Here is a 24,289-nt window from a genome sequence, read left to right as displayed (position 1 = left end):
GTAATTTACAAAATGAAACAAACTCTTCTTATATTCTCCTTTTTTTTACTGTGCTCTTGCAACTATTTTGAGACCAAAAAAATTGAGGCCGAAACATTCTACGAAGATGAAGTGAAAACAATTGATTGGGGCGATGTAGATGCCTATCCGTTATTCTCTGGCTGCAATGATATCACAGAGAAAGCCGAAAGTGCAGATTGTTTCTTTAAAACACTTAGTTCATCTATCTATAATAACTTAGAAGCGAAAAACCTAGTCACCCTAAAAAATGTTAATCAAGAAATACGGTTAAAAGTAACTGTTTTTGATACCAAGGAAATGGAAGTAGCCACCATAACAATGGATAGCATTACTCGAGCAGAATTTCCGTTATTAGAATCTTGGTTGCGAGAAAGTGTAAGTAGTTTACAAGTGGACGTCCCTGCCTTAAAAAGAGGCGTTCCCGTGACTACTGTATTTGAATTACCCTTAGTTTTTAGGACAGAGTCTTGAGCCTTATTCTTTAAATAGTCTCTTTAATCTGTATTAAAATATTTTCTGATTACTGAATTCTATTAGATCAGTTTCTTTTGTAAATTATTTTTATCTCTAAATTTTAATATTTTAGGATTGTTGTTACACAAAATAATATCAAACCAAAATCTGTCGTTTCCATAAACTCTTCTATGAATCATATTTGCAGAAAAAGCAATCAATCTGATCTATTGAGCCCTATTATAGTTTTCCTTTTTTAAGAGAGTCACTTGGTTTTTTTAACATTGAGTGAGTTTCAAACGTCATATTTTATTATACAATCTTATTCCCTGTGCCAATAGTGTTTTTGTTCTGAATTTTTTGGATCGAAAAAACACTGTGTATTCAGAAATTTTGGTTGGTCAAATGTTAGGAAGTTAATAATCTTATCATGAGAAATGAAATCAAATATTTTTTTCTTCCTTGTCGAGATATTTTTAAGATGTAACGCTATGGCCATTTAAACTCCCGTTTCAATAATCCCCAGAATATTTTTTGAACTAAAAATCATGAAACTTCGTTAAAATTGGCTCAATAAGTAACAGTTCTTCTTCCTTAAAAAGGTTTTGATGATGACTAAAGTCGTAGGCTGTATAATTTCCAAGTTTCTTTTTTAGAAGTTACAAACTATAAGATAAACTTATACCCAACCGTAAAATTCAAAGGGAAATTCCCATTATTATCCTGAGTTACCGATACAATATCATCGTAGGTAAAGGTTATAAAACCATTGCCTACCTTATAGTCTGCACCAATACCTAAGGCCCCAGCAAAATTAAAGTTATCTCCTTTATCTTCTACCAATTGTGTTGTTACAATATCTGGACCGCCATTTGGGTCAGGGTTGGATATAGTAACTAATGAGTTATAGTTTGAATATAAATATTCAGCAACTTTGATTTGTATAAATGCATCAAATTTTTCAGAAACGATTGGTTTGAATCGGTAATTAATGGAAAAATTAGTTTCGCTATAATCATGTTCATCGGTGGATAATGTTTGCTTTAATCTAAAGGCAATCGCGTGGCGCCTTAAAACATTGGCGTCTCTAAATTCAACTTCAGCTCCAACCGATAAGTGATTTGTATTTGTAGGGTTTTCTGCATAAGCCGTATTTGAACCACCCACAAAACCACCCAATCTAGTTTCTAATCTAATGGGGTTTTCATCGTACTCATAGGCTCTGTCTTTTGACTTGTTGTAGGTATTGTAAAAATCACGAAGTGATCCTAAGGTTAGTTTAATATCATCTAAATCATCCATACTCCCGTCCGTTTGATCTCTTAAAACCTTTTTATAAGCATCATTATAATCACCATTAGTTTTGGTGTTGGTGAGCTCTTTTATATCGGTTCCTTTCTTGGAAAAAAACCGGATCTCGTTATCAATTGAAGTATATAATAAGGAGAGTGTTCCTTCAACTTCAGTAGTAAGAGTGTAGGTTTTTCCTTCGATAACATATTGTGTTTGGGCGCTTGTGATGCCAATATAAAAAAGGACTGCAAATAAAAATAGTAGGTTAGTAATAGGTTTCATAATTAATGTGATTTAGGAGTTCTAAAGGTAAAAAAATAACTTAAGCAAGGTTTATTTACGTTCGACTCAAATTAACGATCTGTTTATTGTAAAGTATTCTGTTGGAAGCAGGTTTCGAGTGCGCTCAACCAGACATAACCTGTTTTTTTTACTTTTTAAGGCTACGACCTTTCCAAATATAGCCACCGTTGATAGATTTTAAAACAACAATTGTCGTAATAAATGGATATAAAAAAGAACACAATACTATATAAACTAGGTTTGGTTTTAACTTAAAAAATAAAAGTGATTTGGATAGTAACCAAAAATCTAAAACAAGTTTAATACTTAAGAAAATCAAAAAATACAGAAAATTTTGAGTTTCATAAAAACTAAAAACGGCACCAACTAAAAGGGAAAGGTTGGTTAAAAAGACAATCCAGCCCATTGCTTTTGCAGCAAGTTCTTTTAATTCGGAAGTTTTTGACGCCCAACGCACGCGCTGATTAATAAGTTTTTTCCAACTTTGCACTGGTTTAGTGCGAACAATGGCGCCCCACGATTTAAGAAAATGAACTCCATTTGGGAATTTGTCTTTCATTTTCTGAAGTAAAAAAACATCATCACCACTTGCAATATGGTCATTACCGGTAAATCCGTTTACTGCCTTAAAAGCTGCTTTTTTGTATGCGATATTTGCACCATTACAGAGCAAAGGATTCCCAAAGCCAAAACTACTTATGGTTACCGCTTGTAAACTTAGGCCATCTATTTGCTGATACATCTCTAAAAAAGAACCATCACTTTCAATCAATACTGGTCCACAAATCATAGTTATGTCTTGGTTCATCGCAAAATTGGAATATTGCGATAACGATTCTTTTGGTAAGATACAATCGGCATCGGTGGTGATGATCCAGTCAAATTTTGCTTTTGAAATCCCCAACGATATCGCATCCTTCTTCCCCGAATTTGTAACGCAAACATTTTCTATAACCGAAAAATCTATTGCTGATGAAATATGCTTTTTAATGATTTTTACAGAATCATCATTGCTGTCGTCGTTTATAAAAATTACTTCAAAATTTGAATAGATATAATTGAGTTGGTTAATAGAGGTTACTAGACTTTCAAGATTTTCTGCTTCATTTCTAAAGGGAATTAGTACTGAAAATGGGACAGGTGAATTTTCAGCAGTTAAATGAGTTTCGAAGTTAGGAGCTTTGTCAAAACTAAAGATGAGTTTTAATAGCAAGACGGTGTACAACAGCCCAATAATAACAAAGAAATACATCATGTGGATTTGTGTTTATAGCTTGCGATATAATAACTTCCGCAGACTGCTGGCAGGACAAAATTAAATAGCCACATTGTTAAAACGGTGCATAAAACGGTGATTTCAGGAATTTCTAAAAATGAGAATAACCAAACCGCAACACCCCCGCGAACAAGCACGTCAAATATAAAGAATGTGGGCAAGATGCTTACTAAAAGATACATCGAAAAGATGAAATAGATTGCTGGGACAAAGGCTACCGTTTCACCAAAAAAGCACAACAGAAAATAAAACAAACTTGAAAAAACCAAATACCGCAGTACCGAAAACAGGAGCACTTTATATTTGTTATTCGCATTCATTTCTTTAAAGAACCTGTAAGCCGATTGCAATGTAAGCCCCTTAAAAAGTAGCGTTTTGTTTCTTATTAAATAGAAAGCAACTAGCAGAGCACATAAGAGTATTGTTCCAATCAATATCGTTTTTGTTTTTATGGCAGTAGTTTCAGTAATGGTTTTCCAAATAAAAAGCAACCCAAAGGCCCCAAAAAGGATGGTCACAACCATTTGTGTTATGTAACCGTAGAAATTATACAACACAATTTTCTTTCTGTTTTTGGGTGTGTAAAAGATTGCTTTTACCCCATAACCTCCAGCACGAGCGGGGGTTATTAAGGCGGCGGAATGTGCTGCCACAGTTTGTTTGAAAGCAGTGTGGTACGAGATTTTTTTGATATTTGAAACGAGTGTTTTCCATTTAAAAATTTCAAAAATCCAATTGATGGTTGTTAATAGTAGGGCAATAGTAATTGCACGAATTGTACTTACAATATTTGCCGAAAAGGAAGTTCTAAATTGATTCCAAGTCTGAGTATTGGTTTCATTGAATTTTTGAAATAATACATAACTTATGGTAACCAACACCAAAACCTTTAGCGCAGTGACCAGCTTTTGTTTAGCTTTGTGTGGTACAGATATCATTTTTACGAAAATAACAATAAAAAATATCTCCACATGACCATCCCTTCAAAGAGAGGGGTAAAGTTTCTATTTCAAAAGAGAAAAGTATAACCATATAATGACGCCACAAAAGAAAGTGACTCCTACAGAAAAAATTATACTGGGTATTGATCCAGGAACCACGATTATGGGGTTTGGCATTATAAAGGTAATTGGAAAAAAAATGGAGTTTTTACAATTAAACGAACTTCAATTATCAAAGTACGATGATCACTACGTTAGATTAAAACTCATTTTTGAGCGTACCATAGAATTAATTGACACATTTCATCCAGACGAAATAGCAATTGAAGCGCCATTTTTTGGTAAGAATGTTCAATCTATGTTAAAACTAGGAAGAGCACAAGGAGTGGCGATGGCAGCAGGACTTTCGCGCGAAGTACCCATTACCGAATATGCGCCCAAAAAGATAAAAATGGCAATTACTGGCAATGGGAATGCCACAAAGGAACAAGTGGCAAAAATGCTCCAAAGTTTATTGGGCTTAAAAACACTTCCAAAAAATTTAGACAGTACCGATGGTTTGGCCGCAGCCGTCTGTCACTTTTATAACAGTGGTAAAATTGTAGGTGGTAAAAGCTATACCGGTTGGGCAGCTTTTGTAAAACAAAACGAGAAGCGCGTTGATAAATAGGAAGAAGGGTTTTCCAGTGAGCCGCAGCAGTAGGCGGTGATTAAAATGAAATTAGGTTTATTATACAATTATTGTTTCAGAAAAATTTGTTTTGCATAATTTTTTGGAACTAGATGCTTAGAGTACTTCAAAAATCATTCACAGCAGTATTTAGATCATAAAATGATTTCTGAACAATTAGATACAACTATAGTGACTAAAAAAGAGAAGGTTTTTAGTGATGGGATTACTTCAGATTTATTCTTGTTAAATCTTTAGAGAAAATGTTATACATCTAAAAAAATAATCAGATTATCTGATGATTTTAAAATTATCCGTAGGCTTTTTAATACAAAAAGTTTAATTTTCTATTTGAATGTAATATCTTTGATTGTCTTAAATTCCCTTGAAAAATAACTCTTTGGCAAAAAAAAAATCAACAAATAAAGAGAAACAGGTTGAAAATCTATTAGACGATGCTTACAAAATTAGAGTAAGTGATTTGTCTAAAAGTATTTCTTTGACGCATAAAGCATTAGCTATAAGTAGGAAAGAAAATTTACTTGCGCTCGTGGGTAAAAGTTTAAGTAGATTGGCGCTTTATGAAATGATTCTTGATAATCATAAAGAATCGCTCAGAATGTCACACGAAGCGATCAATATCTTTAAAGAAATTGATGATGAAATGGGAGTCGCCGAAGTACACTACAGTATTGCAGGTATTTATTATAAGAGTAATAACTTCCAATTGGGGATGGTTTACTTGTTGGACTGTTTAATGACATTTCGCAAGTTTAAAGATTATCATAATGAGTCTCGTACCCAGAAATCCTTGGGAACCATTTACGAGTTTTTAGGAGATTTTAAAGACGCAAAATTTTGCTATAAGAGTGCTATTAATGTTGCGAAAAAAATTAGTGACAAAAACTTAGAATCTAATGCGTATAATCCGCTTTCTGGATTATTACTAAAACAAAATAAGTCAAAAAAGGCGCTTGATTTATCGCAAAAATCTATTTCATTAAAGGAAGAAACTGGTGACAAACGAGGTATTGCTTTTTCATACTATGGGAGAGGAAAAGTATTTCTGTACTTAAAACGATTTCGAGAAGCTGAGAATGATTTTCTGGAGGCACTAAAAATACATCGGAATTTTGGAGAGAAGACTGGAGAGTCGATGGTCCAAAATAAATTAGCAGTGCTTCATGTGGCAATGGGGAATAAGGCAAAAGCGAAGATAATTCTAAAAGAGGTAATTAATTTTAGTGATGTACACGGCACCCTTTTTACAAAAATTAAGGCTTGTCATTTTTTGTATACCCTTTGCAGGGAGGATAATGAGATCGAAAATGCATTGTGCTACCTAGAAGAATATACGAAGTTGCAGGAGAGTATTGCAGATTCTCAAACCCTAAAGGTAATTGAGAATTATGAAACTGCGGCTAAAATAAAGTTTTCTGAAAAGGAAGCGCGGCTAGAACTAGAAAAAGCTGAAATCACCTACGAAAAGGAGCAAGTTGAAAAGGCCATTGGAATGAAGCAGGAGTTTCTTTCAGCAATGAGCCACGAGATCCGAACTCCATTAAATGCAATTACAAGTATTATAGCATTGTTGGACGATCGGTCGTCAGAAGAAGATCAAAAATTATTAACATCACTTCAGTTTTCTTCCAAAAAATTATTGAGAATCATAGATGATATTTTAGATTTTTCTAAGTTAGAGTCTAATAATATGAGCCTAGAAAAGCATCCTACCTTATTCTCTAAATTAATGAATAATATTACAGAAACGTATTTAGGAATGGCTCAAGAAAAAGGGCTGGTTCTAAATTTGGTTTTAGATTCAAAAATTGCAGAAGCATATTTATTAGACAGTACAAAATTATTCCAGATATTAGGTAATTTACTAAGCAATGCGATAAAATATACAGAGCAAGGAAGTGTTGTCCTTATTGTTGAAATAATTGAATCTGAAAATGGCGGAGATTTTGTGCGATTTAGTGTAAAAGATACCGGTATAGGAATTTCAGCAAAGGAGAAGAACAAAATTTTTGAGAGTTTTTACATTGCAAGTTCAATTTTAACACGTGACCAAGGAGGAACCGGTTTAGGACTTGCTATTGTCAAGAAAATGGTAGCGCTTCACCAGAGTTCTATATTTATTGATAGTGAGTTAGGGCAAGGGTCTACTTTTTATTTTGAAACTAAGCTAGAAAAATCCATAGCGCCAATATCTTCAAAGACTGATGCTTTAAAAAAGCTAAAGGGTAAAAAAGCGATGTTGGTTGAAGACAACGAGATTAATGCGATGGTGATGACGCGACTTCTTAAAAAATATGAAATAGAGGTAGTAAGAGCATCAGATGGGTCAATAGCGGTGGAATTGTCTAAACAGGAGAAAGTAGATTTTATACTTATGGACATTCATATGCCAGTGATGGACGGTTTTCAAGCCACCGAGCATATCAGAAAAAATAAAAATCCAAATAAAGAAACTTCAATATTTGCTCTAACTGCAGATGTAACTGTGGTAAACCATCAAAAATACCAAGACCATTTTGATGGTTTCTTAAGTAAGCCTATACAAATAGAGCGACTTTTTAATGTTATTTTAGGCACTAAAAGGTCAAACATACATGGTGAGGCTTCTCAATTCAATATAATAGTGTAGGTTTCTTTGTTGAGATAACTATTATGATTGTTGTATATTTCTAGAATTAATAACGAGCCATGCACGCGACCATTCAATTAAAAAACGAACGTTTAACAATCGATTTATCAAAGCCGTTAGATCTTTCTATAACGCTTAGCGATGATGGCGAAAATCCTCTTGCTTGGTATTTAGGAAAACCACAATTTGAACCAGTAATATTAGATGATTGGGTGGGAAAGGTTAGTGAAGGTGCCGCGGTAAATTTTATAGGCTTAAAATTTAATCCACACGCTCACGGCACACATACAGAGTGTTTAGGGCACATAACAAAAGAGTTTCATTCCGTAAATAATTCTTTAAAATCTTATTTTTTTCTTGCTGAAGTAATTTCAATATTGCCAGTAAATTTTGGAGAAGATCAAATAATAGTGATAGAACAACTAAAAGATTTGTTAGAAGGAAAAAATCCTGAAGCTTTAATTATTAGGACCTTGCCAAATATAGACACAAAGAAGTCCAAAAAGTATTCTGATACCAACTGGCCTTATTTACAAGAAAAGGCCGCAGCTTATTTAAGGGAAAAGGGAGTGCAGCATCTGTTGATAGATTTACCTTCCGTAGATAAAGAAAAGGATAACGGTGTATTAGCAGCGCACCATGCCTTTTGGGATATTCCAAAGAATCCAAGAAAAAATGCCACGATAACCGAATTTATTTATGTGCCAAATAGTGTAAAAGACGGTGCATATTTGCTCAATTTACAAGTGGCAAATATTAATAATGATGCTGCTCCGAGTAGACCAGTATTGTACAAGTTTAACTAGTTATGGAGTTGCTTTTTATAGGATTGGCCTTTGGAACGGTTAATGCCTATTTCATTTTCTTGAGATTTAATGTTTTAAAGAAAAAAGTAGGACAAAGACACAGTCGGTTATTTTAATCGAAAAAATCAGGAATGTGTACAGGTTCATTACGATGGAAGGATATTTTTTGAAATATATCACTATGAGAATGTGCAGCAAAAATGGCTCAATCTATTATTAGGAAAGAAAAAAGCATTAGTGCTAATTGAAGCAAGGGCTTATTTTGGTTTTGATTTAACTAAAATTAAAATGGAAGCAAATAAAGAGAATAAGACGGTTATAATTTCAGATTTTCCGAAACGACAGTTACTGAGCATAGAAACAGATTTTAAATATTATGATAAGAAAGAAGGATTGGCAAACCCTTTCACAGCGTGTGGTCTTACTGAAATTAATAATGAAGCAAAACAACATATTGTAGACAAAGTACCCTCAAGTGGTCTTTTTGATGAAGCTACAAGGCAAGGGTTGGAAACTATTAATTTAATAGACCAACTTGCAGCCACCATTAATTGGAACGTAGATTATAGCGCATTGGAGCTACCTGAAAAGACAAAGAATTCAGCCTTGACTGGTAAAAATACATTGTAAGATGAAACTTGGTAGATTTTTAATAGTATTTGTTTCAATTTTAGGGAGTGTACAAATGCTATCTCAAGATTATGATCTGGTAGATGCGACAATTCAATTATATCCCACGTCAGTAGATAATGCCGCAGAATTATCAAAATTTATAACTCGAGATTTTAGTTCAGAAGAAGATAAAGTGCGTGCCATTTATGGTTGGCTAATAAACAATGTATCCTACGATCCAGAAGAATATAAAATCTTTGATTATTCCTTTGCCACCTACAAGGAGTACAATAAAAAGGAAGCAAAAACGCGTGAAAAAATAATAAAGCGAACCTTGCAAAAAGGAATAGCTGTTTGTGAAGGATATGCCATGGTTTTTGAAAGATTGTGCGAGTTACAAGGAATTAGAAATCATTTAGTGAGAGGGGATACAAAAACTAATTTCACAGATATTGGTCGAGAATTTGCGAATAACCATATGTGGAATGCAGCAAAAATAAACGAATCTTATTATCTCTTTGACCCAACGTGGGGAGCAGGAAGATACAATGGTAAATTTATCAAAGAACCAAGCTATACCTATTACAAAATCGATCCAGAAGTTTTGCTTAAAACACATTATCCTTCGATGATAGATGATGCGTTTACTGAAGTCACTATGACGCGAGTGGAGTTTAGTAAAATACCATTGCTTCTAAATAATGAGCTTACATTAAATTCAGTTATAGTGCCAAAACTTGGCATAATTAGTACGTTTGATAGTGACGGAAAGGTTGCTTTTATTATTAAAGCGAACCCTGAAAAAATCACATTTAGAACCAATGGAGCACAAGTTGAAATTTCAGAAATTGAACGAGCTGATGGAAAAATTAAATTTAAAATTCCGATTGAATTAGGTGTCGAAACAATGCTTATTTATTTTGATGATGCTCCTGCTTTGGGATATAAAATTAAGTGGTAAGCCCATGAATGTTGAAGAATTTAGAGACTATTGCATTGCAAAAAAGGGCGTGACCGAATCGTTTCCCTTTGACGAATCCACCCTCGTTTTTAAAGTAATGGGAAAGATGTTCGCACTATGCAGTTTAGAAAGATTGCCCGCACAAGCTAATTAAAATGCGATCTCGAAAGAACCATTTCTCTAAGAGAAGAGTACGAAGGTCTTATTATTCTAGGATATCATATGAGCAAAATACATTGGAACAACGTGATGCTCGAAGATCGCATTCCTAGAACCTTACTTTTAGAATTAATGGAGCATTCGTATGAACTAGTAGTTTCAAAATTCACCAAAAAATTAAAAGCCGCACTGGCAGCATTATAAGCTATGGATTCAGTAACTCAAATTGTTTTAGGAGCAGCCGTTGCACAGGCAGTGTTGGGTGAAAAAGTGGGTAACAAAGCCATGTTGTATGGTGCCATCTCAGGAACCATACCAGATCTTGATGTACTCGTTAAACCTTTTGTAGATACGGTTACCGCATTGGAGTGGCATCGTGGTTTTACGCACTCCATTTTGTTTTCTATTTTATTTGCTCCCGTCTTTGGGTGGTTGGTCTCGCGTTGGGAAAAAAACGCGAGTTGGAAGCAGTGGTCTTGGTTGTTCTTTTTTGGCTTTATAACACATCCGTTACTCGATGCTCATACTACCTGGGGTACTCAACTATTTTGGCCTTTTGATTTGCGATTGGCATACAAGAATATTTTTGTAATTGACCCATTATACACATTGCCATTTTTAGTGTTTGTCATCCTTGCAATGCGAAGAAAACGAACAGATCCTAAACGGAAAAGGTACAACACAATAGGGCTCTTAGTGAGTACTACTTATCTCGGGATTACCTTAATTTTAAAAGGGGTAACCTATTTAGAATTCACCAATGCATTAGCAGAACAACACATAGATTATATAGAGATTGAAACAAAACCCGCGCCTTTAAATACCATCCTATGGACCGCAAATATTGAAACTGAAGAGGCGTTTTTAATTGCGAATTATTCTTTGTTGGATAGCAAGCCTATCCATTTTTCGAAGCATCCAAAAAATCACGAGCTGTTAGGAAATTTAGCGACAAATGATAAAGTACAACGGCTTATAAAGTTAACAAATGGTTGGTTTACCATCACTCAAAAGGAGGGTGTATTGTCTTTAAACGATCTTCGTTTTGGGCAGTTAAGTATAAATACTTCTTCGAAGGATTACGTGTTTAGCTTTTCATTAGAAGAAGTAGAAGACGATGTGATAATAACCGAAAACAGAAAACGCCCAGAAGACGGCGGCAGGATTGTAAAGGAACTATGGGAACGAATAAAAGGCAATTGATTTTTTTTGTCTTTCATATCAACTAATCGTGCTGCTATGAAAAAGTTTTATTTTTTATTCCTTATTTTAACTACCGCATCTGTATATTCACAAACGGATTGTCCACTCACTATACAAGAATGGGATTTAAAAGAAATTAGTATAAATTCTGAAATTTTTCAACCTAATGCGAATGATGAGGTTATAAACGTTATATTAGAGTGTCCAAACAATTCAAATAGCCAATTTATCACTACTTTTTGCAGGACGGGTATTGGAGTTGTTGAGCAATCCTCAGATGGGTTTAGTTTTGTAAATCAGGAATTTATTATCTCTTGAGATTCCTGTAAACAAAATACTAATGGTACTCTTGAAGATATTTACCTTTCTTTTTTTACGTCCAATATTGATCAATTTTTCAACTTGGAGATATGGTTAATTCATGATCCTGACCAATTGTTGTTTTACATAACTGCACCAAACGGAGATTATGTTTTCTATCAAGACGATCCATATATTTTAAATACTCAAGAAAATATCCTAACAAACATTGGTATATACCCTAATCCAACCTCAGATATTCTTACGATCGAAACAACAAAAGCAAACGTGCTTTCATCATTTCAAATTTTTGATATGAATGGACACTTTATTAAAGAAGATAATTCATCGGTTCCTAATTCTATTTCTTTAGGAGGATTAATCGCTGGGGTTTACTTTTTACAGATTACAGATTACAGATAACAGATAGCAATGGGAACAAAACGATGAAGCGAGTCATTAAAAAATAGTTTTTAAAACTAGGTTCTATTCAATACTTAGATTTCTATTTTACAATAAGTTGCTTTTGAAGGAGTATGTTTTTATTCAAATTTTGAACCGCAACAAAGTATATTCCAGATGTTAACGCTTCTATATTTAGCGCAGTGCTTCCACTGGCAGCTTTTCTTTTGACCACTTGACCTAAAGCATTAAATAGGGTAATATCATAATTATCTTCCGCTAACAAAATAGTTAACACACTTGTGGCAGGATTGGGATACATTTCAAAATTGTTATTTCCTGTAGTGCTATTAATGCCTAAGCTTCCGCCTACTATGGTAATACTTCCATCATTTTCAAAAGGGTTGGACCATTTTTCGTTAGTATATACATTATTCCCAGTAAGGGTTTTTAAAAACACAATAAGTGCTTCTTTTTCTAACTCGGTTAAATTTAGATTTTGTGGTTGACCATTGGGTCTTAATCTTGGATCTAAGTTTGTGTTTTGTGGATCATTAGGGATAGCATTGTAGTGATTTATAACATCGAGCATTGTGGTAAAACTTCCATCGTGCATTAAGGGGCCGTTAAGGGTTCCGTTTTGACCAAAAACATCTCTTAATGAAGGTGCTCTGGTGTTGGTAATATCTATTGCATCAGGATCTCCAGCTACGGTTATAACACCGTTATTTAGCGCGTTGGGTCCTATATCAAACTCGGGTGCTCTATGGCAAGAGACGCATCCCGCTCCGCCTTGTGGAGGTGGCGCTAAAAAAATATTTTTACCTAAATTTTCTTCGGCTGTGTAATTGGGAAAATTTGCTTGTATGTTTCCATTTGTTTGGGTTAAGCCCTCATCAAAAGGAGAATCAAAAGATTGGATGCTTCTTACAAATTGTGCCAATGCAATTTGCATTTTTTCTTCGGTAATTTCATTTGAATCAAAAGCAAAAGAGAACAAGTCAGCATAATATGGCAAGGTGCCTAAATGGGAAATGAGATCATTAATATCTGGATCGCCATCGTTGCCACTAAAACCCATTTCTACGTGGTCTTGTATGGGCATGGTGGTTTGTACTTCCAGTGAACTCGCTCTTTCGTCCCAAAAAAACTGTACCTCGTCTGAAAAACGCGCATTAATTAATCGCATAGAGTGTCTTCCTGTGAATTCACCGCTAAGACCAGTGCTTACCGTAGCTGGATCACCAAAGGCAAACTCCTGCTGGTGGCAACCTGCACAAGAAATAGTGTTGTTGCTTGATAAATTAGTGTCATAAAATAATACCCGGCCTAAGGTGGCAACTTTGTCATCTAAAATATTAGTGCCAGTATTGTCTTTAGTAATGTATACAGGTATGTTTTGATCAGCATAATTAAATAGATTGTCTAAATCTATCGTTGCACTTAATGTAATGAATGCAAGTCCTATTAAAAGTATTGCTGAAGTGAATCTTTGTGACATTTTTTTGTCTTTTTTGGTTATTACGTGGTTGTTAATAATAGTCAGACAGTTTAAAATTGGAATAGTTTAATTCATTGAATTTTTTACCTTCTAGCAATCGATTTTGATTGTTGAGAAATCCCTTGTGAAGTTTAAAGTTATAGATTTAGGTCCCGATAGCAATCTGGATTAATTTTTTGAGATTTTCAACACAGCAGTCTATCCACAACTCATATCTGCCACAATTTTCCACTCACCATCTATATTTTTGAAAATAATGATAAAAACGCCATTGGCATCGCCTACGTTTCGGCTTAAAAAGTATTTTCCCATTACCCAGTAACTATTATTTTCAATGGGAGATATATCGATAGTTTCAAAAGTCAAGGTGCCACTATGCTCTTTTGTAGGATAGCCTTTTTTGTAGTTGTCTAATGTTTGTTGCCATCCCTTAGTTAGGCCGCTTTTTCCATAAAACTTTAGCGAATCACTTTTTATATAGCCCTTCATAAATCCTTCTAGATCGTTATTGCTCCAAGCAATTTCTTGATCTTTCATCACCCTTAAAATGGATGCTTTGTCCTCTTTATCAGAGGTCTGTGCTATTTTGGCTAATGGCGCTATTTTTTTATTTATTATTTTTTTGCCACAGCTTATGAATGAAATTAAAGTCAATAAAATAAATACTATTCTCATAATTGAAATTGAGTTAATAATTTAATAAGGAATCTTCATTTAGTACTTGATCTAATCTGCCGAGTAATTCTTTTGCATTCTCGATACTAAAAACCATTGGAGGTTTAATTTTGAGAACATTATGATCTGGACCATCGGTACTCATAAGTATTTTCAAATCTTTCATTCGGTTGGCTAGATAACTTGCTTGAAGGGCTAATGGTTTTTTATCCGCGCCATTCAATTCAATTCCTAAAAATAAGCCTTCGCCTCTAACATCTCCAATAATTGGATATTTTTCTTGAAGCTTTTTCAATTCAGTTTTTAAAAAATTACCAACTTCAAAAGCGTGTTGTTGCAAGCCTTCTTCTTCAATAACATCGAGTATCATTTTGCCTATTGCACAACTAACCGGATTACCACCAAAGGTGTTGAAAAATTCAAGTCCGTTGGCAAATTTATCGGCTATTTCCTTTGTGCACGCTACTATTGCTAATGGATGCCCGTTACCGGCAGGTTTACCCATCGTCAAAATATCGGGTACCACATCGTGTAATTCAAAAGCCCAAAATTTTGAACCTACACGTCCAAAGCCTGTTTGTACTTCGTCGGCAATACAAACACCGCCAGCATCCCGAACCGTTTTATATAGTTCTTTATAATATCCTGTTGGAGGCACAATTTGACCTCCGCAACTTATGATAGATTCTCCAATAAAACCGGCAATACCCTCGTCAATAAGTTTTAACTGGTCAATATGTCTTTGTGCATAACTGGCATATTTGCTTCCCATATGCTCCCAATCTGAGTGGCGTCCACGATAAGGGTCTGGCATTGGTAAAATATGTGTGTGCTCTGGTTTTCCACCACCACCTTTACTCTCAAATTTATAGGAACTTACCTCCATTGCAGCGTTTGTATTACCGTGATAGCCTACTTCAATTGCCATAATCTCTTTTTGACCAGTAACAGTTCGAGCCATTCTCAAAGCAAGTTCTGTTGCCTCACTGCCAGAATTTACAAAATGCAATACACTAAGTTCTGAAGGTAGTTTTTTGAGCAATGCTTTTGTATAATCAAGGATGCTTTCATTTAAATATCTAGTATTTGTATTTAGCACTGCAATCTGTTTTTGAGCAGCCGCTACCACTTTGAAGTGCTCGTGCCCAACGTGTGCCACATTATTTACAGTGTCTAAATATTTTCTTCCCCAAGTATCTAGTAAATATGCACCGTCTCCTCGCACAATGTGCAAAGGCTCTTTATAAGAAACACTTAAGCTTTTCCCTAAATGCTGTTTTCTAAAAGCTATAATTTCAGAAATAGGAGTGTCATATTGTGTTATTAAGTGCGGGTTTTTGAAAAGTACATTTGGATCTGGACACATACTTTTCCAAACATCCATTTGTTTTGGATAGGCAACACCCGGAAAATCGGTTTTATAATCCATCATCGTGAGCATTATTTGAAAATGCAGATGTGGTGACCATTCACCATTTTCTTTCGAAGTGCCAAGTTCACCAATTTTAGCTCCTTTTTTTATCGTGTCTCCAACTTTAAATCTTGCAGGATTTTCTGCGGAAAGATGACCGTACAAGGTAAAAAATGGGATGCCATCTTCAAGGTGTTTTAAAATTATCAAACCACCATATTCCTTATAACCGATATCATTTATTGCAGTGGCCACTTCAGCATCAAATAGCGTGTGTACAGGTGTTCCTGAGGACAACCAAAAATCAACTCCTAAATGCACTGTTCTGCTTTCAGGACCAGAATTTCCTTCTTTGTCGTAGGCGGAAGAAGTATAAATAGGGCGTGGTTCTAAATAGCCGTCGGCAATAAATTTAGTTGGATGTTGCTTTTGAAGCTGGTTAATTTTAAATTCAAATAAATCTAGATTGTTGAACTCGTGTCTGCTCCCAATCCAAGTACTCGACACTTTTAAATCAAGCAGATGAATGTCATTTTTGGTTGTTTCAGAAGGGAATAATTCAGAAAAACTGAATGATTTGTTTATTGCCCAATCTGCAAATTTTGATGCATTGGGATGCGCTTCAAGTCCGCAGGTATTTCTGAAACTATATGCTGCAAATTCGGGATTAATAAAACCCCATTTTTTCAGTAAACCCCAGGCGGGTTGTTCGCTAATACTGTGGTAGGTATTTCCACTTTCGGCTGCTTTCCTGATTGCGGCTTTTGTTATGGTTGTAATTAATCGCATTGCAACGAGAACATACAAGCAATGTAATTCTTTGGCTGAAAATGAATATGATTTTTGATAACCAGAAATAACATCGAGTGCCGCATCTAAAGGGTCTGGCACCTCCATACTTGCATAGGCAATTACAATAGCAATATCATTAACGGTTTGCGCGTATACTGCATCGCCAAAATCAAAAATCCCCGTTACTGAAGGATTTATTAAATTGTCAGAAACTAAAATATTATAATTATTTACATCCCCATGAATGATGCTTTTAGGAAGTGAGTTATATGTTTTTTGAATTTTAGAAAACTGTTTTTGAAAGTGGGAAATAAGCATCCTTTCTTCGCCTTTAAACAAATATAAATGATCAAAAGTCCATTGAGAATCTGCTAAATTCCAGTCAAAATTTCTATGTGCAGCTGGTTGTTCAAAATCTAAAAGATGTTTAGTGAGTTCACCAGCTTTTTCTCCTAGTTCATTTCGGATTTTTTCAGTTTTAGGGTTTATGGTTGCCCAGATTCGTCCATCTATAAAAGTAACAGCGCGAACATAAAGTTGGGTATTGTTTATGATGGTTTCTGAAATGTGTTTTCCATCTTTATTACGAATAATCTGCGGAACTAAAAAAGATAGATTTTTTGTGTTTAGAAATTCTAATAACTCATTTTGAAACTGAAGCGCATCTTCTTCTTGATTTTCTACTGAAATTTTCAGAATATATTTTGCGCCATTTTCTGTAGTAATTTTAAAGTTAGCATCTTCATCTCCCGGCAAGGGTTGCACTTCTCCAGAAATTAAATACAACTCGTTTGCAATACTTAGCGCTTGGGTACTAGAAATAGAGTTCATATTTCAAAATTGTTATAAAACAAAGCTAATGAAAAAAAGCCCCCTAACCCCTAAGGGAGAATCACAAGTACATAAAAAAAATAGTACATCGAAAGTCGTATATCGAAAATATTTTTTTTACAAAATGCCTTTCTGCTTTTCGTAGAATGCATTGGCTTGAAGCGCCATAAGTTCTCGCGCCTTTTTCCTTTTGAAGTTGTAAAGGTCATCTTCCTCTGCTATATCCGCATAGACTCTATTATTGAGTTCGCGATCTGTTTTAACTAAGACTTCGCGTTGCATTTTTTGTTGTGCAACCCAACTTTGGATAGCGCCTTCTTGTTCAGCCAGTTTTAAATCGTAAGAACCTTTTGGGGATAATAATTTGGCAATGATGGGCGATGTTTCAATGGCTAAGAATAATAGGAATATAAAGAATGAAGGCAGCCACGGCAATTTATCTAAGGCAGTTATTCTAGCCATCAAGCCGTCAAAACCATCAATGATGGGTTGTGACTCTGCAACTTTTGTGTTGTATTCTCCAGCAAAGGAAGCCATTTGTCCTTCTATGGTATTGATTTTATCGTTGTTAGCTATTTTGAGTTCACCTAGGGCGGCTAATTCAGCATCGTGTTTATCTCTTTTTTCAGCATATACGGGACCTTTGCCTAGTTTTTCTGTTCCTGCAGTTCCTTCAGCTTCGGCAATGTATGTATCGTACAATGAGTTAACAGCGGTTTCTTTTGTAGTTATTTCAGATTTTAAGGTTTCAATTTCAGACTGCCAAGCATCAATAGTTGGAGTGTATTGTAAGGCTAACTGTTCTTTGTTAGCAAGCGTCATATCGTTTTTTTCTTCTAAAAGAACTTGATTAATTTCCTTTTCAAAAATTTTCATTTCCAATGGTTTTGAAATAACGATGGCAATGATGACTGCTAGTAAAATACGGGGAGTAGCTTGTAATAATTCTGCAAAAAAATCATCTCTTTTTTTGATAGTTGAAACTATAAAACGGTCTAAGTTAAAGATGAGTAATCCCCATATAAGACCAAAGAAAATGGCCGTAAAAACATTATCGAAAACGGTAAACAAAGCATAAGACCCTGCGATACAAGCCATAACAGCTGTAAAGAAAACAGTAGCGCCAATACCAGCGTATTTTGTTTGTTCTCCTGGTGAACAGTCGTTTAGAATTGCGGTGTCTGAACCTGAGCAGAAAATAAAAAAGCGTTGTAACATGTTAATTTGATTTTGACCTGTCTGCCGGCAGGCAGGTTGATGAGACTATTAGAACGTGCTTATTAGGAATTTGTTACAAAAAAAGCCTCGAATTATTTCCAAGGCTTAAGTCTTAAATTGATATTTTTGGTTTTATTCTTTATTTATTTTCTCTCCTTTTTCATTTACTTCTATTCCCTTAATCGTTTTGTATCTAATAGTGTCTCCGGTTTTTACATAAAGATGTGTTTCGCCATTTATTTCAATATAACCCGTGCTATTTTTCTCTTTTTTGACTTTTATAGATTTTACGGTGTCATAATAAACATCTGTTCCGTTGCTGTTAACTGGTGAGATTTCCCGTTCGATAATCACAACTTGTGGTTTGTCGTCTTTATATTTTGTAGTGATTTTAGATTGTGGATGCGCTTTAATAAAATCTATAGCATAATCTGTACTAATCACTGTTTTCCCGTATTGAAATGTGACTCCCTTTTTTGCCATCTCAATAATATGGTCTAATGGGTTTATTGGAGCAGGTGGTGGTGGTGGTGGTGGAATGTTCGAGATTTCTCCTTTTAACACTTTTTTAGAAGTTGGGGGCGGTGGCGGTACCTCACTTTTTTCAAGAATCTTTACGATTGTTCTATTATTAGGACCTTCAGTAATTGCAATTGCTATATTATCATTATTTTTTATTAGTTTGACCGCTTCAGTTCTAGCGATTAATTTGTCTTTATAATAAAAACCCATATTCTTTTCTTGCTCAGGTAATTCTTTCAAAATCTTACCTTTAAATAAAGACGTTGGTGTTGGAAGGTTACTCGCTTCCCCTTTTAGATCTATTGGTGGTGGCGGTGTCGGAATGTTTGATTTCTCTCCCTTTTTAACTATCCAATTGGTGCTGGTAACCACGCTATCTGTTATTTTCTTACCAGTTATATTTATTTTATTTCCCCATTTATCATAATAGGTGGTGCCGTTTGCTATTGTTCTATAATAGTAATCTACTCCATTTATTTTTACGGTACCGTATTCATCTAAATCTTCATTGCCTGTGGTAAGTCTGGCAGGCATTGGTGGTCCTTTTACACTTTTATCTAAAATTGACGCTTCTGGTCTAATACTCATTCCGCCATTTGCTTTTGAGTAGTGGGTTTTTTTAAACTCTTTATCTACTTTATATAAGAAGTCATCTGGAGTTCTTGCCATTAGTATAGATGGATGAGCGCTGGTATAATCTGTTTCTTCCCAAACTTTTGTATAGGCATTTATTGTTTTAGTGAGATCTTTAAGAGCAACGGTTTTACCATTAAATTTAATTTGACTTATCTCAATTTGAAGCACGAAAGCCTTTTTATTGTTTCTTTCAGCCCCATTTAAATATTCTGTTGTGTAGTCTTCTTGGTTTAGTTTAACACCTTGGACATTGGTGGTGTAAATTTTTGAGGTTTTGGTATAACGTTTACGTGTATCTTTTCTAAAGGGGTAATTGTCCTTTGGAGAGTTTGCAATATCATTTGCATTACTCATGGGTTTTAGTTTTTTGTTTTCAAACAACGATGATTTGTCTTTTTTATCTTCATTTTCTGAGCGCATTACAAATTTCAAGACACCATTTTTTAACAACATCTCTTTTACATTAAAAATGGTTTCCATCTTAACCTCAGGCTTTGCGGAGATATAAGCAACAACATTTTCCTTTCTCTCTTTTGGTGTTGAGTTTTTATTAAAACGTTTAAGAACTTGAGATAAATTTTTAAGGGTTGCTGGCTGCTTATTTACTTCAAGATTTGAGTTATCTGTAATTATGATGTGTAGATTCTCGGTTTGTAGATCTTGATTTAAATATGGTTTTTGAGCATTCGTTGTTATATTCTCACTATTTACTTTGTTTTCAGTAGGCTTTGTGCTGTATTTAGGAGTTAATTTATTTTTGGGTGTAATTGGTTGCTGGTTTATTTTTAAGCTATCAATATTTACTAATTGTTCTGTTCGCCAAATATCATAATTTTCTTGCACCAATGTGTCTTCAAGAATTAGCTTGGAAATAGGTGAACTTTTTTCGATAGTTTGTTTGGTGCTAAAGCCATATAGTAATACACATAATAAGGGCAATAGTAAGAGTCCTTTTATCGAGGCACTGGTTTTCGAGGTTTGTGTTTTCATAACTGTAAAACGTTTTTTGATAGATGAATAATTAATTGAATTAGCAAAGCTGATGAGGCCTTGTTCCTGAAAATTTTCAGGTGTTGAATAGGATAATAATAATTGTTGGTATTTTGCTGGGTCTTCGGTTTTTTTCAATACTTCGCGGTCTGCTAAAAATTCGTGGTTTAATTTTATGGCACTTTTCATAAAGTAAAACAAAGGATTGAACCAAAACACTACTTGTAAAAAACTTAAGAATACTAAATCTGCGCTATGATTTTGAGTGGCGTGCGCTTCTTCGTGCCAGAATACCTCCTTTGGGAACTCTTTTGACTCATAACTATGCTTGTTAAAAAACAGGTACTTAAAAAAGGTATGCGGTGCTGCTTTTTCGGTTATTAAAACGTGGTATAATTTTCCGAATTTGAACTTAGGGTTTGTCTTAATTTTTGAAATAAGATAAAAAAGGTTTTTTCCGAATTTAATTCCGAAGAAAAGCACTCCTAAACCATACACACTCCACAAAATATATGGGAGATAATTAACTTCTTCCGCAGTGGCCGTTGGAATTGCTATAACGTCTATGGTCGATGTTGTGAGTATGACTGCTTCAGAAATCATTTCTGGTACTTCCACATAAGTGGTAAACGTTATTAACGGAATTAAAAAAGATACAACGACAGCGCCTAAAAGATAGAAACGTTTACTGGTGTGTATGGACGTATTTTCCAGAATAGCTTTGTAGAAAATAAAGAAAACCCCTAAACAAGCTGCGGATTTTAAAAGGTATGGATCCATTAATTTTTCTTTTTAATTTGGTCGTTAATCATTTCTTGCAATTCTTCTAACTGTTTTTTGCTCAAATTAGTTTCTTCGGTAAAGAAAGAAGCAAACTGTGATGCACTGTCGTTAAAGAAATTTTTAATCAATCCATTAACATGCTTAGAAAAGTAGTCTCTTTTTTTAACTAAGGGAAAGTATTCACGAGCCCGCCCGTATTGAATATAATCTATTGCGTCTTTATCTTGCATTCGCTTTAAAAGAGTAGCTATTGTTGTGGTAGCGGGTTTTGGGTCTGGGTAGGAAAGAATGATGTCTTTCATAAAAGCGCGTTCCTTTTTCCAAAGGGTTTGCATTAAAATTTCTTCAGCAGGAGTAAGATTCATTCTACAAACATAGAGAATGTTTTTTATTTCTACAAATGTAGAGTATTAAATATTAAAAACTATTTCAGGATTACAGATCAAAGTCAATACATTTGCATAAAATCATATAGATGAGCATTGAAAGAGAAGTAAAGAAAAGAGCTGATGACAAGTGCGAGTTGTGCGGTAATACAGAGCCAGAGAATTTAGAAATTTACGAAGTGCCAAAAACACCTGACTATATTGAGGGTGTTGCTACGGCAATTTATGTTTGTACTACCTGCAGTTCACAATTTGACGCTGAAGAACGGGATGCAAATCATTGGCGCTGTCTTAATGAGAGCATGTGGAGCACAGCTGTTCCTGTTCAAGTAATGGCTTGGCGTATGCTGCATAGGTTAAAAGTTGAAGGGTGGCCTCAAGATTTACTGGATATGATGTATATGGAAGAGCAACAATTAGAATGGGCTGCCGCAGAAGGCGATGCAGAAGATAAAACGAATGCACTCGTTCATAGAGATGCTAATGGTGTTATTTTGCAAGCTGGAGATTCAGTAGTGCTTATAAAAGATTTAAAGGTAAAAGGAAGCAGTATGGTTGCTAAACAAGGAACTGCGGTGCGAAGAATTTCTTTGGATCATGAGAATGAAACATATATAGAAGGTAAAGTAGACGGACAACAAATTGTTCTAATTACAGCGTATGTTAAGAAGTTATAAAGGCGTATTTATTTGAAGAACCCTCACAAATACTGGTTTTTGTGAGGGTTCTGTTTTTAACAATCATTATTTTTAAATAATATGCGTTTAGTTATTTGCTCATTTTAGTGAAGTAATGATAAAATTGAGGGATCGTTTCGATTCCTTTTAAATAATTCCAAATTCCAAAGTGTTCGTTAGGGGAGTGGATAGCATCGCTGTCTAGGCCAAAGCCCATCAAAATGGTTTTGCTTTTGAGTTCTTTTTCAAATAGAGCGACAATGGGAATACTCCCGCCACTTCTTTGTGGAATAGGTGTTTTGCCGAAGGTGCTTTCGTACGCGTTACTAGCAGCTTTATACCCCAAGCTATCAATAGGAGTTACGTATGCAGTGCCCCCGTGATGTGGACTAACTTTTACCGTAGTCCCTTTTGGTGCGATACTTTCAAAATGATTTTTAAACAGTGCGGTTATTTTTTTCCAGTTTTGATCTGGAACTAAGCGCATGCTTATTTTTGCATAGGCTTTACTTGCTATTACTGTTTTGGCCCCTTCGCCTGTATAACCACCCCAGATACCATTAACATCTAGCGTAGGCCTGATACTGTTCCGTTCGTTTGTTGTATATCCTTCTTCGCCGTATACGTCCTCAATATCAAGTGCTTTGCAGTAGGCATCTTTGCTAAAAGGTGCTTCGGCCATTTTATCTCGTTCCTCTTTTGACAGTTCCTCTACATCATCATAAAAACCAGGAATAGTAATGTGGTTATTTTCATCGTGCAGCGATGCAATCATCTTTGTGAGTACATTTATAGGGTTTGCAACAGCGCCTCCGTAAAGTCCACTATGCAAGTCACGATTAGGGCCTGTTACTTCGACTTCCACATAACTTAGACCTCTAAGCCCAGTTGTAATGCTCGGGATGTCATTAGCAATCATTCCAGTGTCGCTAATTAAGATAACATCGTTTGCTAATTTTTCACGATTACGTTCTAAGAACCAACCTAGGCTTTCGCTGCCCACTTCTTCTTCGCCCTCGATCATAAATTTCACGTTGCAGGGCAGTTGATCGGTTTGGGTCATATACTCCATTGCTTTTACATGCATGTACATCTGCCCTTTGTCGTCACAACTTCCGCGAGCAAATATTGCCCCTTCAGGGTGTAGCTCCGTCTTTTTAATTATGGGTTCAAAAGGTGGGCTATCCCATAAGTCTATTGGGTCTGGCGGTTGTACGTCATAATGACCATAGACCAAAACCGTTGGTAAATTTTTATCTATTATTTTTTCGCCATATACAATCGGGTATCCTGGTGTGTCACAAATCTCTACGTGATCGCAGCCAGCTTTTTCTAGGCTTTCCCTTATGACATCTGCCGTTCTAATAACATCTTTAGCGTATGCTTTATCTGCAGAAATAGATGGAATTTTTAAAAGTTCGATCAGTTCATCCAAGAACCGTTCTTTGTGTTCATTAATATAATTTTTTGCACTCTCCATAGTTCGACTCCGCTCACTACTTGTGATAACGGTTTTTTAGTTTAAAATTAGTGTTTTAGCGAAGATACAAAAAGCGCTTTTTTTAAAAGAAATTTTGCTTGAAAATAAAATATCTTGATTATATTTGCCGACTCAAATAGGGGATATCATAAAATCACGCGGATGTGGTGGAACTGGTAGACATGCTAGACTTAGGATCTAGTGCCGCAAGGCGTGCAGGTTCGATTCCTGTCATCCGCACTTAAATTAAAAGCTCTATATCAAAAATATAGGGCTTTTTTTAATTAATTTATTACAGAAATTGACGCGACATGCTGAGCGCAGCCAAAGTGTTTAA

At 35.1% G+C, this 24,289-nt stretch carries 22 protein-coding genes and 1 tRNA gene; 13 read left to right on the top strand and 10 right to left on the bottom strand.

Annotated features, from left to right (window positions below):
* Window positions 1-12: 12 nt before the first annotated feature.
* On the top strand, window positions 13-492 hold the full coding sequence (locus ABXT67_RS03065; protein ID WP_415375819.1) for a hypothetical protein: 480 nt from the start codon (window positions 13-15) through the stop codon (window positions 490-492).
* Window positions 493-1,140: 648 nt separating this feature from the next.
* On the opposite strand, the gene ABXT67_RS03060 is transcribed toward ABXT67_RS03065, so the two are convergent.
* The 3 genes from ABXT67_RS03060 to ABXT67_RS03050 all read right to left on the bottom strand — a co-directional run bounded on the left by ABXT67_RS03060 (window position 1,141) and on the right by ABXT67_RS03050 (window position 4,284).
* The gene (locus ABXT67_RS03060; RefSeq protein WP_415375818.1) at window positions 1,141-2,049 is read right to left on the bottom strand and encodes a hypothetical protein; all 909 of its coding nucleotides are present in this window, start codon (window positions 2,047-2,049) and stop codon (window positions 1,141-1,143) included.
* A gap of 148 nt (window positions 2,050-2,197) precedes the next feature.
* Complete coding sequence (locus ABXT67_RS03055; protein ID WP_415375817.1) at window positions 2,198-3,325, bottom strand: glycosyltransferase; 1,128 nt, start codon at window positions 3,323-3,325, stop codon at window positions 2,198-2,200.
* Window positions 3,322-4,284: a hypothetical protein gene (locus ABXT67_RS03050; RefSeq protein ID WP_415375816.1), complete on the bottom strand. Its 963-nt coding sequence runs from the start codon at window positions 4,282-4,284 to the stop codon at window positions 3,322-3,324. Before ABXT67_RS03050 ends, ABXT67_RS03055 begins: the two co-directional genes overlap by 4 nt.
* Window positions 4,285-4,381: 97 nt before the next feature.
* Between ABXT67_RS03050 and ruvC the strand changes: the two genes are divergently transcribed.
* The 10 genes from ruvC (at window position 4,382) to ABXT67_RS03000 (ending at window position 12,071) form a co-directional block, all read left to right on the top strand.
* The gene (ruvC, locus tag ABXT67_RS03045; RefSeq protein WP_415375815.1) at window positions 4,382-4,957 is read left to right on the top strand and encodes a crossover junction endodeoxyribonuclease RuvC; all 576 of its coding nucleotides are present in this window, start codon (window positions 4,382-4,384) and stop codon (window positions 4,955-4,957) included.
* 400 nt (window positions 4,958-5,357) lie between these two features.
* Window positions 5,358-7,607 carry a tetratricopeptide repeat protein gene (locus ABXT67_RS03040; RefSeq protein ID WP_415375814.1) on the top strand — a complete coding sequence of 750 codons (2,250 nt, stop codon included), beginning with the start codon at window positions 5,358-5,360 and terminating at the stop codon, window positions 7,605-7,607.
* A 59-nt stretch (window positions 7,608-7,666) separates the two neighbouring features.
* Entirely contained in the window at window positions 7,667-8,413 is a 747-nt protein-coding gene (locus ABXT67_RS03035) for a cyclase family protein (RefSeq protein WP_415375813.1), read from the top strand.
* 189 nt (window positions 8,414-8,602) lie between these two features.
* Window positions 8,603-9,043, top strand: coding sequence for a DUF4230 domain-containing protein (locus ABXT67_RS03030; RefSeq protein ID WP_415375812.1), 441 nt, complete (start codon window positions 8,603-8,605; stop codon window positions 9,041-9,043).
* Window position 9,044: 1 nt separating this feature from the next.
* Entirely contained in the window at window positions 9,045-9,986 is a 942-nt protein-coding gene (locus ABXT67_RS03025) for a transglutaminase domain-containing protein (RefSeq protein WP_415375811.1), read from the top strand.
* A gap of 4 nt (window positions 9,987-9,990) precedes the next feature.
* Window positions 9,991-10,140, top strand: coding sequence for an MmcQ/YjbR family DNA-binding protein (locus tag ABXT67_RS03020; protein ID WP_415375810.1), 150 nt, complete (start codon window positions 9,991-9,993; stop codon window positions 10,138-10,140).
* Window positions 10,141-10,160: 20 nt separating this feature from the next.
* Entirely contained in the window at window positions 10,161-10,349 is a 189-nt protein-coding gene (locus tag ABXT67_RS03015; RefSeq protein WP_415376910.1) for an MmcQ/YjbR family DNA-binding protein, read from the top strand.
* A 3-nt stretch (window positions 10,350-10,352) separates the two neighbouring features.
* Window positions 10,353-11,348: a metal-dependent hydrolase gene (locus ABXT67_RS03010; protein WP_415375809.1), complete on the top strand. Its 996-nt coding sequence runs from the start codon at window positions 10,353-10,355 to the stop codon at window positions 11,346-11,348.
* 6 nt (window positions 11,349-11,354) lie between these two features.
* Complete coding sequence (locus tag ABXT67_RS03005; protein WP_415375808.1) at window positions 11,355-11,666, top strand: hypothetical protein; 312 nt, start codon at window positions 11,355-11,357, stop codon at window positions 11,664-11,666.
* 84 nt (window positions 11,667-11,750) lie between these two features.
* Entirely contained in the window at window positions 11,751-12,071 is a 321-nt protein-coding gene (locus tag ABXT67_RS03000) for a T9SS type A sorting domain-containing protein (protein ID WP_415375807.1), read from the top strand.
* An 82-nt stretch (window positions 12,072-12,153) separates the two neighbouring features.
* Here the strand turns inward: ABXT67_RS03000 and ABXT67_RS02995 are convergent, their stop codons facing one another.
* The 6 genes from ABXT67_RS02995 to ABXT67_RS02970 form a co-directional block, all read right to left on the bottom strand.
* The gene (locus tag ABXT67_RS02995; RefSeq protein ID WP_415375806.1) at window positions 12,154-13,551 is read right to left on the bottom strand and encodes a cytochrome c peroxidase; all 1,398 of its coding nucleotides are present in this window, start codon (window positions 13,549-13,551) and stop codon (window positions 12,154-12,156) included.
* 198 nt (window positions 13,552-13,749) lie between these two features.
* A complete protein-coding gene (locus tag ABXT67_RS02990) occupies window positions 13,750-14,226 on the bottom strand; it encodes a YybH family protein (protein WP_415375805.1) in 477 nt (158 codons plus the stop codon).
* A gap of 13 nt (window positions 14,227-14,239) precedes the next feature.
* On the bottom strand, window positions 14,240-17,260 hold the full coding sequence (locus ABXT67_RS02985; RefSeq protein WP_415375804.1) for an aminotransferase class III-fold pyridoxal phosphate-dependent enzyme: 3,021 nt from the start codon (window positions 17,258-17,260) through the stop codon (window positions 14,240-14,242).
* Between the two features lie 117 nt (window positions 17,261-17,377).
* Window positions 17,378-18,478 (bottom strand): DUF4407 domain-containing protein, encoded by a 1,101-nt coding sequence (locus ABXT67_RS02980; RefSeq protein WP_415375803.1) that lies wholly within the window; start codon window positions 18,476-18,478, stop codon window positions 17,378-17,380.
* 132 nt (window positions 18,479-18,610) lie between these two features.
* The gene (locus ABXT67_RS02975) at window positions 18,611-21,406 is read right to left on the bottom strand and encodes a M56 family metallopeptidase (protein WP_415375802.1); all 2,796 of its coding nucleotides are present in this window, start codon (window positions 21,404-21,406) and stop codon (window positions 18,611-18,613) included.
* The gene (locus ABXT67_RS02970) at window positions 21,406-21,774 is read right to left on the bottom strand and encodes a BlaI/MecI/CopY family transcriptional regulator (protein WP_415375801.1); all 369 of its coding nucleotides are present in this window, start codon (window positions 21,772-21,774) and stop codon (window positions 21,406-21,408) included. Before ABXT67_RS02970 ends, ABXT67_RS02975 begins: the two co-directional genes overlap by 1 nt.
* Window positions 21,775-21,884: 110 nt before the next feature.
* Between ABXT67_RS02970 and ABXT67_RS02965 the strand changes: the two genes are divergently transcribed.
* Window positions 21,885-22,472, top strand: a complete 588-nt coding sequence (locus tag ABXT67_RS02965; RefSeq protein ID WP_415375800.1) for a PhnA domain-containing protein — start codon at window positions 21,885-21,887, stop codon at window positions 22,470-22,472.
* Between the two features lie 91 nt (window positions 22,473-22,563).
* Here the strand turns inward: ABXT67_RS02965 and ABXT67_RS02960 are convergent, their stop codons facing one another.
* Window positions 22,564-23,952, bottom strand: coding sequence for a dipeptidase (locus ABXT67_RS02960; protein ID WP_415375799.1), 1,389 nt, complete (start codon window positions 23,950-23,952; stop codon window positions 22,564-22,566).
* A 158-nt stretch (window positions 23,953-24,110) separates the two neighbouring features.
* On the opposite strand from ABXT67_RS02960, the gene ABXT67_RS02955 reads away from it, so the two are divergent.
* Window positions 24,111-24,192 (top strand) — tRNA-Leu (locus ABXT67_RS02955).
* Window positions 24,193-24,289: the final 97 nt, after the last annotated feature.

It is taken from the genome of Patiriisocius sp. Uisw_017, assembly GCF_047731265.1.
Taxonomy (GTDB): domain Bacteria; phylum Bacteroidota; class Bacteroidia; order Flavobacteriales; family Flavobacteriaceae; genus Patiriisocius.
The sequence above is the reverse complement of the archived record's forward strand: the minus strand, read 5'-3'. Positions and strand labels throughout refer to the sequence as shown.